Source organism: Geminicoccus flavidas (assembly GCF_009806515.1).
Taxonomy (GTDB): Bacteria; Pseudomonadota; Alphaproteobacteria; order Geminicoccales; family Geminicoccaceae; genus Geminicoccus; species Geminicoccus flavidus.
Map to the genome: position 1 here is coordinate 1 of NZ_WUJP01000646.1, position 9,646 is coordinate 9,646.

10 protein-coding genes are annotated in these 9,646 nt (G+C 70.7%); all 10 read left to right on the top strand.

The annotated features are described in order from the left end of the window. A partial coding sequence (locus EQG76_RS18235; protein ID WP_159715807.1) for a magnesium transporter occupies positions 1–690 on the top strand: 690 nt, incomplete at its 5' end. Positions 691–712: 22 nt separating this feature from the next. Then, entirely contained in the window at positions 713–1,864 is a 1,152-nt protein-coding gene (locus EQG76_RS18240) for an acyl-CoA dehydrogenase family protein (protein WP_159715808.1), read from the top strand. After that, complete coding sequence (locus EQG76_RS18245; RefSeq protein ID WP_159715809.1) at positions 1,864–2,466, top strand: 2-hydroxychromene-2-carboxylate isomerase; 603 nt, start codon at positions 1,864–1,866, stop codon at positions 2,464–2,466. Before EQG76_RS18240 ends, EQG76_RS18245 begins: the two co-directional genes overlap by 1 nt. A gap of 49 nt (positions 2,467–2,515) precedes the next feature. Next, positions 2,516–2,809 carry a FitA-like ribbon-helix-helix domain-containing protein gene (locus tag EQG76_RS18250; RefSeq protein ID WP_159715810.1) on the top strand — a complete coding sequence of 98 codons (294 nt, stop codon included), beginning with the start codon at positions 2,516–2,518 and terminating at the stop codon, positions 2,807–2,809. Further along, positions 2,802–2,984: a hypothetical protein gene (locus tag EQG76_RS18255; RefSeq protein ID WP_159715811.1), complete on the top strand. Its 183-nt coding sequence runs from the start codon at positions 2,802–2,804 to the stop codon at positions 2,982–2,984. The genes EQG76_RS18250 and EQG76_RS18255 overlap by 8 nt, the downstream gene beginning before the upstream one ends. A gap of 50 nt (positions 2,985–3,034) precedes the next feature. Further along, positions 3,035–4,585, top strand: a complete 1,551-nt coding sequence (locus EQG76_RS18260; RefSeq protein WP_159715814.1) for a carboxyl transferase domain-containing protein — start codon at positions 3,035–3,037, stop codon at positions 4,583–4,585. A 3-nt stretch (positions 4,586–4,588) separates the two neighbouring features. Continuing rightward, positions 4,589–5,374: an enoyl-CoA hydratase-related protein gene (locus EQG76_RS18265; protein ID WP_159715812.1), complete on the top strand. Its 786-nt coding sequence runs from the start codon at positions 4,589–4,591 to the stop codon at positions 5,372–5,374. After that, positions 5,371–7,290 (top strand): acetyl/propionyl/methylcrotonyl-CoA carboxylase subunit alpha, encoded by a 1,920-nt coding sequence (locus tag EQG76_RS18270; protein ID WP_159715813.1) that lies wholly within the window; start codon positions 5,371–5,373, stop codon positions 7,288–7,290. Before EQG76_RS18265 ends, EQG76_RS18270 begins: the two co-directional genes overlap by 4 nt. Beyond that, complete coding sequence (locus tag EQG76_RS18275; protein WP_235031436.1) at positions 7,287–8,219, top strand: hydroxymethylglutaryl-CoA lyase; 933 nt, start codon at positions 7,287–7,289, stop codon at positions 8,217–8,219. The genes EQG76_RS18270 and EQG76_RS18275 overlap by 4 nt, the downstream gene beginning before the upstream one ends. A gap of 73 nt (positions 8,220–8,292) precedes the next feature. Continuing rightward, positions 8,293–9,646, top strand: a 1,354-nt coding sequence (locus EQG76_RS18280) for a proline dehydrogenase family protein (RefSeq protein ID WP_200840911.1), incomplete at its 3' end; no start/stop codon positions are given.

Below are 9,646 nucleotides of genomic sequence, written 5' to 3' on the forward strand. Positions count from 1 at the left end.
GTCGCCCGGATCTTCCGCCGCCACGGGCTGAACTCGGCACCGGTGGTGGACGCGGCCGGCCGGCTCATGGGCGTGGTCACGCTCGACGACATCCTGGAAGTGGTCGAGGAGGAGGCCGAGGACGACCTGCTCCGCCTGGGTGGCGTGATCGACAGCGACCGCTATGCTGGTGCCTGGCGCACCACACTGAACCGGCTGCCCTGGCTCGCCATCAACATCGTGACCGCCCTGATCGCCTCCATGGTGATCGGCCGCTTCGAGGATTCGATCGACAAGCTCACGGCACTCGCCGTGCTCATGCCGATGGTGGCGAGCATGGGCGGCAATGCCGCGACCCAGGCGCTCACCGTGACCGTGCGGGCACTGGCGGTGGGTGGGCTCGGCCGGCGCGAGGCTTGGCGGCTGCTCGCCAAGGAGGGCTTGGTCGGCGTGCTGAACGGCGGCGCCTTCTTCGTCGTCGCCGTGGCGACCGCTTTCCTGTGGTTCTGGCAGGGCGAGCTCGCCCTGGTGTTCGGGATCGCCATGTTCCTGAACCTGGTGGTGGCGGGCGTGGTCGGTGCCGCCATCCCGATCGGCCTGAACCGGCTGAAGCTGGACCCGGCGATCGCATCCACCGCGTTCGTCACCACCACCACCGACGTGGTAGGCTTCCTGACCTTTCTCGGCCTTGCCACGATCCTGCTCCTCTGAGGAGCCCACCCGGAGGTCGCCGATGCTCGATCATGCCCTGCCCGAAGAGATCCAGGCGCTGCGCGACCTGGTACGGCGCTTCGCCAGGGAGCGGATCGAGCCCCTAGCGGCGTCCATCGACCGCGACGACCGCTTCCCGCGCGAGCTCTGGCCGGAGCTCGGCAGCCTGGGCCTGCTCGGGATGACGGTGCCGGAAACCGAAGGCGGTACCGGCCTCGGCTATCTCGCCCATGTCGTCGCCATGGAGGAGATTTCCTACGCCAGCGCGTCGCTGGGCCTGTCCTATGGCGCCCATGCCAATCTCTGCGTGAACCAGCTCCGCCTGAACGGCACGCCCAAGCAGAAGGCAAGGTTCCTGCCGGGCCTGATCGACGGCAGCCAGGTAGGGGCACTCGCCATGTCCGAGCCGGATGCGGGCTCCGATGTGGTCGCGATGCGCACGCGCGCCGAGCGGGTGGAGGGCGGCTTCCGCCTGACCGGGCAGAAGATGTGGATCACCAACGCACCCGAGGCCAACGTGCTGATCGTCTATGCCCGGACCTCGCCCGGGCCGGGCCCCAAGGGCATCACCGCCTTCATCGTCACCAAGGGGACGGACGGCTTCAGCGTCGGCACGAAGCTGGACAAGCTCGGCATGCGCGGCTCGCCCACGGCACCTCTGCACTTCGAAGATGCCTTCGTCCCGGACGAGCAGGTGCTGGGCGAGGTCGACCGGGGCGTGCGCGTGCTGATGTCCGGCCTGGACTATGAGCGGATCGTGCTGGCTGGCGGACCGCTCGGCATCCACCAGGCGGCCTTCGACCTGGCGCTGGACTATGCCCGCAGCCGCAAGCAGTTCGGCCAGCCGATCGGCGCCTTCCAGCTCGTCCAGGGCAAGCTCGCCGACCTCTACACCCGGCTGCAGGCATCCCGCGCTCTGGTCTATGCGGTGGCGCGCGCCGCCGATGCCGGCAGGACCAGCCGCGAGGATGCCGCCGGCTGCCTGATGTTCGCCGCGGAGGCGGCCACCGCTGCGGCACTGGATGGCATCCAGACTTTGGGCGGAAACGGCTATACCCGCGACTACCCGGCCGAGCGCCTGTTGCGGGACGCCAAGCTCTACGAGATTGGCGCCGGCACGTCCGAGATCCGCCGCTGGCTGATCGGCCGCTGCCTGACCGGGCTGGATGGCTGATGACCGCGCCGATCGACTTCTTCTTCGAGTTCGCAAGCCCATACGGCTACCTGGCCTCCTTGCGAATCGACTCCATCGCGGTCGCCTACGAGCGCGAGGTCGTGTGGCGGCCGATCATGCTGGGGGCCGCGTTCAAGGCGTCCGGCTCGGTGCCCAATGCCCAGGCACCCCTGCGCGGCCCCTATTTCTTCCACGATGTGCCGCGTAGCGCCCGGCTGATGAACGCGCCGCTGGTCATGCCGCCCACCGTGCCGATGAACTCGCTGGCGGCCTCCAGGACCTACTGGTGGCTGTTCGACGCCGACCAGGATATCGCCCGCGGCTTCGCCCAGGCCCTGTTCCAGGCGCACTGGGGCGAAGGCCGCGACATGTCGACGGTCGACCAGGTCCTGGAGGTCGCCGGCACGTTCGGCATCGGCGCCGACGAGCTGCAGGCGACCCTGGCCGACCCGGCGATCAAGCAGCGCCTCAAGGACGAGACCGACCGGGCGATCGCCGCCGGCGTGTTCGGCTCGCCCTTCGTCATCGTCGACGGCGAGCCCTTCTGGGGTGCGGACCGCCTGGACCAGGTCGAGCGCTGGCTGGCCACCGGCGGCTGGTAGCCCCTGGCCCCGTCGCTTCGTATAAGGGAACGGCACGGGGAGACGGGCGATGCAGATCACGATCGATCAGCTAGAGCCGGAGGTGGTGGCGGCGCTGCAGCGACGTGCGCAGACAGCGGGCCGCTCCCTCGAGCAGGAGCTGCGCGAGATCCTGCGAAGGGCCGCCAGGGACGAGCCCGCCCACGAGAAGGTCGAAGCCGAAAAAGCGGAAGCCTGGGTTGGGCGGCTGCGCGCCGTACGCCGGCAGATGTGGGGCGATCAGGTCTTCCCGGACAGCGCAGAGCTCATTCGCCAGATGAGGGACGGGCGCACCGCATGGCTTGCGGGCGGCTATCGTGATTGACCGCTTGGTCGTCGGCGTGAGTATCGCGTTCAAGTCGATCCATTTGGAAGACGGTGGCGAAGCAGCGCAAGGGCTCGGGCACCGCCATCGGCTCCTTGCTGATCTGCGCTCCAGGCGAATGTTCGCCACCTCGCATCCCGGCCGGGTCGAGACGCTGGCGAAACTGGCGTCGTGACCCTCCTCCGCTCCACCCTCGACCCCCACTCTGCCACCTTCCAGGCCCGGATGCGCCACAACCAGGCCCTGGTCGCCACCCTGCGTGCCCGTGCGGCCGAGGCGGCAGCAGGCGGTGGCCCTGCCGCCCGTGCCCGCCACGAATCCCGTGGCAAGCTGTTCGTCCGCGAGCGGATTGACCGGCTGCTCGACCCTGGCTCGGCCTTTTTGGAGATCGGTCAGCTCGCAGCGCTGGAAGTCTATGACGATCCCGTCCCATCGGCCGGGCTGGTCGCCGGGGTCGGCCGGATCGAGGGCCGCATCTGCATGGTGGTGGCCAACGACGCCACGGTGAAGGGCGGTACCTACTACCCGCTCACCGTGAAGAAGCATCTGCGCGCCCAGCGGATCGCACGAGAGAACCGGCTGCCCTGCATCTATCTGGTCGACAGCGGCGGGGCGTTCCTGCCCGCCCAGGACGAGGTCTTCCCCGACCGCGAGCATTTCGGCCGGATCTTCTACCACCAGGCGCGCATGTCCGCGGAGAACATCCCGCAAATCGCGGTGGTGATGGGCTCCTGCACCGCGGGCGGCGCCTATGTCCCGGCCATGGCCGACCTCGCCGTCATCGTCCGCAACCAGGGCACCATCTTCCTGGGCGGGCCACCCTTGGTGAAGGCTGCGACCGGCGAGGTGGTGAGCGCCGAGGAACTGGGCGGAGCCGAGATGCACACGCGCGTTTCCGGCGTGGCCGACCAGCTGGCCGACAACGATCTCCATGCGCTGGATCTCGCCCGCGCCGCGGTGGCATCACTCGCGCCGCCACCACCGTCACCCAGCGCCGCGGTGCCGGAGCCGCCGCTCTACCCGGCGGACGAGCTGTACGGCCTGGTCCCGGAGGACGTGCGCGAGCCCTGGCCGATCCGGGAACTGCTGGCGCGCATCCTGGATGGCTCGCGGCTGGACGAGTTCAAGCCGCGCTTCGGTTCGACACTGGTGACCGGCTTTGCCCATCTGTGGGGCATGCCGCTCGGCATCCTCGCCAATGACGGAATCCTGTTCGCCGAGAGTGCCGCCAAGGGCACCCATTTCATCGAGCTGTGCTGCCGGCGCCGCCTGCCGCTCCTGTTCGTCCAGAACATCGCAGGCTTCATGGTCGGGCGCAGCTACGAGGAGGGCGGCATCGCCAAGGAAGGGGCGAAGCTGGTGCACGCCGTGGCCTGCGTCGAGGTGCCCAAGATCACCCTTATGGTCGGCGGCAGCTTCGGCGCCGGCAACTACGCCATGGCCGGTAGGGCGTACGACCCGCGCTTCCTCTGGGCCTGGCCGAACGCGCGGATCTCCGTGATGGGCGGCGAGCAGGCGGCCACCGTGCTGTCCACCGTGCGCCGTGACGCCATCGAAGCCAAGGGCGGGAACTGGACCGCCGAGGAGCAGGCCGCCTTCGAGGCGCCGATCCGCGCACAGTACGCCCGGCAGGGCGATCCCTACCATGCCACCGCCCGGCTCTGGGACGACGGCATCATCGACCCCGCCGATACCCGCCAGATCCTGGCCCTCTCGCTCGCTGCCACCCTGGCCGAACCGGTCCCGGAGACCAGGTTCGGCATCTTCCGGATGTAGCCCATGACGCTGCGCTGCGAACGTCAAGGCCCCGTCGTCACCCTGACCCTCGATCGCCCGGAGCGGCGCAATGCCCTGGACGAGGCGCTGATCGCCTCGCTGCATGAGCGCTTCGCCGAGCTGGCGTTCGACGATTCCGCGCGGGTGGTGGTGCTGCAGGGGACGGGGCCGGCCTTTTGCAGCGGCGCCGACCTGGAATGGATGCGCCGGTCCGCGGCCTTCTCGCCCGAGGAGAACCAGGCGGACGCTACCCGGCTGTGCGAGATGCTGGTGGCCTTCGACCAGCTGCCGCAGGCGACGATCTGCCTGGCCCATGGTGTCGCCATGGCCGGGGCGCTGGGCCTGGTCTGCGCCGCCGACATCGCCCTTGCTGCCGAAGGTACGAGGTTCGGTCTCACCGAGGTGCGCCTGGGCCTGGTACCGGCGATCGTGGCGCCGTTCGTCCTGCGCGCCCTCGGCCCCCGTCAGGCCCGACGCTGGTTCCTCACCGCCGAGCGGTTCGACGCGGCGGTGGCACGAGAACTCGGTATCGTCCACGAAGTCGTCGAACCCGACCGGCTGCAGGCCCGCGCCGACGAGCTGACCGCCGAACTCCTCCAGGGGGCTCCCGGCGCGATCGCCGAAGCCAAGCGGGTCATCGGCCTGGTCGCGGCCAGCCCCCAGGGCGGCAGCCTCGTGGCCGGCGCCACCGTGCAGGCGATCGCCGCCCGCAGAGCCACCGGCGAGGCGCGCGAGGGCATCGACGCCTTCTTCGCCAGACGCCCGCCCTCCTGGGTACCCGGCGGATGAGGAAGCTGCTGGTCGCCAACCGGGGCGAGATCGCCTGCCGGATCTTCCGCACCGCTGCCGCCATGGGCATCCGCACTGTCGCAGTGTTCGGCACGCCCGACCGCGACGCCCGCCATGTGGCGCTGGCCAACGAGGCGATCGATCTCGGCGGCGAGAGCGCTGCCGAGACCTATCTTTCGATCGACCGGCTGCTCGCCGCCGCCCGCCGCAGCGGGGCCGATGCGATCCATCCCGGCTACGGCTTTCTTTCCGAGAGCCCGGCCTTTGCCGAGGCCGTCGCCGCGGCCGGCCTGACCTTCGTCGGCCCTTCGGCCGCTGCCATGGCGATGCTGGGCTCCAAGGCGGCCGCCCGCCGGCTCGCCGCTTCGCTGAGCATCCCGGTCCTGCCGGGCGATGACGGCGCCGACCAGGCCCGTCTGGCCGAGGCGGCGCAGCGGATCGGCTTTCCCCTGCTGGTCAAGGCCGCGGCGGGCGGTGGCGGGCGCGGAATGCGAGTGGTGCAGGGCATGAACGGCCTAGCGGAGCTGCTGGCGTCCGCCCGGGCCGAGGCAGAGGCCGCGTTCGGCGACGGCACGCTGATCCTGGAACGGCTGGTCGAGCGGCCGCGCCACGTCGAGGTCCAGGTCCTGGCCGACCGGCACGGCCGTGTGCTCGCCTTGGGCGAGCGCGACTGCACCCTGCAGCGCCGGCACCAGAAGGTGATCGAGGAGGCGCCGGCCAGCTTCCTGGACCAGGCGACGCGCGCGGCCCTGGGCGAGGCCGCCGTCCGCTTGGTCGCGGCCACCGACTATGCCGGAGCCGCCACCGTCGAGTTCCTCCTGGATCCCGAGGGCGGCTGGCACCTGATCGAGGTCAACACCCGCCTGCAGGTGGAGCATCCGGTCACCGAGCTGGTCACCGGCCTGGACCTGGTAGCCTGGCAGCTGCGCATCGCCAGCGGCGAAACGCTCCCCGCCGAGCGGCCGTCTTGTACCGGCCACGCCGTGGAGTTGCGCATCTGCGCCGAGGATCCCGCCCATGGGCTGCGCCCGACCACGGGCCGGATCAGCCGGCTGGACCTGCCGGCAGATGCGCGGGTCGACCATGGCCTCCTCGAAGGCATGACGGTCGGCGCCGAGTTCGACAGCCTGCTCGCCAAGCTGATCGTGCACGGCCAGGACCGCGACGATGCGCTGGCAAAGGCCTCGGCGGCCCTGGCAGCGCTTCGGATCGAGGGCATCGTCACCAACATCCCGCTCCTGGCCAGGATCCTGCGCGACCCGGAGTTCCGCGCCCAGCGCATCGATCCGCTCTGGCTGGAGCGGACCCTGCCGGCGCTCGTCCAGGAGCCTGAGGCCACACCCGAGGATCTGGCGATCGCGGCTGCGGCCAAGGTGGCGGCAAGGCCGCCCCGACCGGCCGACCCATGGTTCCAGGACACGCCCTGGCGCATGAACCTGCAGGCCGAGGAGACCGTCCGCTTCGCCGCCGGGCCGGTCCGGGTGCTACACCTGCCGGGCGGGTTCGCCGCCCAGGTCGATGGCCAGACTCACCGGTTCCGTCTCTCCTGGACCGAGCACCCGGACGAGGTCGCGATCGAGGTGGACGGCCATCGCCGCCGCGTGGTGCTGCGCAACGAACCCGAGAGCGTCCTGCTGGTTGATCGCGGGGTACGGCTGCGCCTCGAGGACGCGGCCGGCTCCGTATCGGAAACGGTCGACGAGTCCGCCATCCGGGCACCGCTGCCGGGCCGGGTGGCCCAGTTGTGCGCGGAGGTCGGGATGGAGGTCGAGAAGGGCCAGTTGCTGGTGGTGCTGGACGCCATGAAGATGGAGCACCGGCTCTTGGCCCCCTGCTGCGGCCGGGTGGTTGCCGTGGCGGTCGCTGAGGGCGATCGGGCTGTGGCCGGGCAGATGCTGGTGGAGCTGGCGCCGTGAGCTTTGACCCGCTGGCGGGCGTGCCGCCCGAGGTCCGGATCGTCGAGGTGGGGGCGCGCGACGGGCTGCAGAACGAGGCCCGCCTGCTGAGCGTCGAGCAGCGCATCGCCATGGTCCGTGGCCTGGCCGGCGCCGGCTTGCGCACGATCGAGGCCGGTGCCTTCGTCCGCTTCGACCTGGTCCCTGCCATGGCCGGCAGCGATGCGGTGCTGGAGGGGCTGCGTGAGCTGGAAGACGTGCGGCTGCCGGTCCTGGTGCCGAACCGGCGCGGCCTGCGGACCGCGATCGACGCCGGTGCCCGCGAGGTGGCGGTATTCGCCGCAGCCAGCGAGACCTTCTCGCAGCGCAACGGCGGCGCCGGGATCGAGGCGACGCTCGCCCGGATCGACGAGGTCGCCGCCAAGGCCAAGGGCGCGGGCTTGAGCCTGCGCGGCTACCTGTCCTGCGTGGCCGGCTGCCCGTTCGAGGGCGAGGTGCCGATCGCACGCGTGGTCGAGGTGGCAGAGGCGCTGGCGGGCATGGGCTGCCAGGAGATCTCGCTGGGCGACACGATCGGCGTCGGCACGTCTGCCCGGATCGCGGCGGTGGTGCGGGCCTGTGCCGCCAGTGTCGGGATCGATCGGCTGGCGATCCATGCCCACGACACGATGGGCCAGGCACTGGCCAACGTGCTCACCGCCCTGGAGCTGGGCGTGCGGACGGTGGACAGCAGCGTGGCCGGGCTTGGCGGCTGCCCGTTCGCCCCGGGGGCCGCCGGCAATCTCGCCACCGAGGACCTGGTCTACCTGCTGGACGGGCTGGGCGTGCGCCACGGCGTCGACTTCGACCGGTTGGTCGCGGTCGGCGAGACGGTCACCGCCCTGCTCGGCCGCGAGGGCAGCAGCCGGGCCGCTGCCGGCCATCGCCGCCGCAACGCCAGGGGCGCCTGACACCGGGCAGCCATTGTGCGCCGGCGCCGACTGGCGTCCAATCGGCGTGGAACCTGCCTGCGGAGATGCCGTGATGGCGCTGACGCCGATCCTGACCGAGCTGCCGCCGATCGATCCGTCGCCGCTGCGCGAGGCGATTCGCACGGCCTATCACGAGGACGAGGACGCGGCCGCCGCCCGCCTCCTTTCCCGGGTCTCGTTCACGCCCGAGCGCCGCCAGCGCATCACCGCCCAGGCCCGCGCCATGGCCGAGAAGCTGCGCAAGGACGCGGTGGCGGCCGGCGGGGTCGAGGCATTCATGCACGCCTATGCGCTCGACACCGACGAAGGTGTCGCGCTGATGTGCCTGGCCGAGGCGCTGCTGCGCGTCCCCGACGTCGAGACCGCCGACCTTTTGATCCGCGACAAGATCGGCGACACGGACTGGCAGAAGAAGGTCGCCGCGTCCGACAGCTTCCTGATCAACGCCTCGACCTATGGCCTGATGCTGACCGGCCGGCTGCTCAGCCTGGAGGACAGCGGCCAAGGCTTCGTCCACCGGATCTCCCGCATGGTCGGCCGGCTCGGCGAGCCGGTGATCCGCGAGGCGCTGAAGCAGGCCATGAAGGTGCTGGGCCACCAGTTCGTGCTGGGCCAGACCATCGACCAGGCGGTCGGCCGGGCGAAGTCGGCGGAGCGCCAGGGCTATCTCTATTCCTACGACATGCTGGGCGAGGCCGCCCGCACCGACGAGGACGCCAAACGCTACCTCGCCAGCTATCTCCACGCCCTGGAACGGGTGGCCGCCGGGGCCGCCCCCCAGCCCGACCTGTTCCGTCGCCCGTCCCTCTCGATCAAGCTTTCCGCCCTGCACCCGCGCTACGAGTACGCCCAGCACGGCCGGATCATGGCCGAGCTCCTGCCGCGCCTGGCCCGCCTCCTGGAACGCGCCCGCCAGCTCGACGTGGCCGTCACCATCGATGCCGAGGAAAGCGAGCGACTGGAACCCTCGCTCGACCTGCTGGAGCAGCTCGCCGCCTCAGAGGCCATGCGCGGCTGGAACGGGCTGGGCCTCGCGGTGCAGGCCTACCAGAAGCGCGCCATCCACGTGATCCCGTGGCTGGCCGACCTCGCCAGCCGCACCTCCCGGCGGATCCCGGTGCGCCTGGTCAAGGGCGCCTACTGGGACGGCGAGGTGAAGAAGGCCCAGACCATGGGCTATGCCGACTATCCGGTGTTCACCCGCAAGGTCACGACCGACGTCTCCTATCTCGCCTGCGCGAAGGAGCTGTTCGCCGGCGGCGACGCCTTCTACCCGATGTTCGCCACCCACAACGCCCAGACGCTCGCCGCCATCCTGGAGCTCGCCGGCAACAATCGCGGCTTCGAGTTCCAGAAGCTGCACGGCATGGGCGACACGCTCTATGGCGACTTGGTCAAGGCCGAAC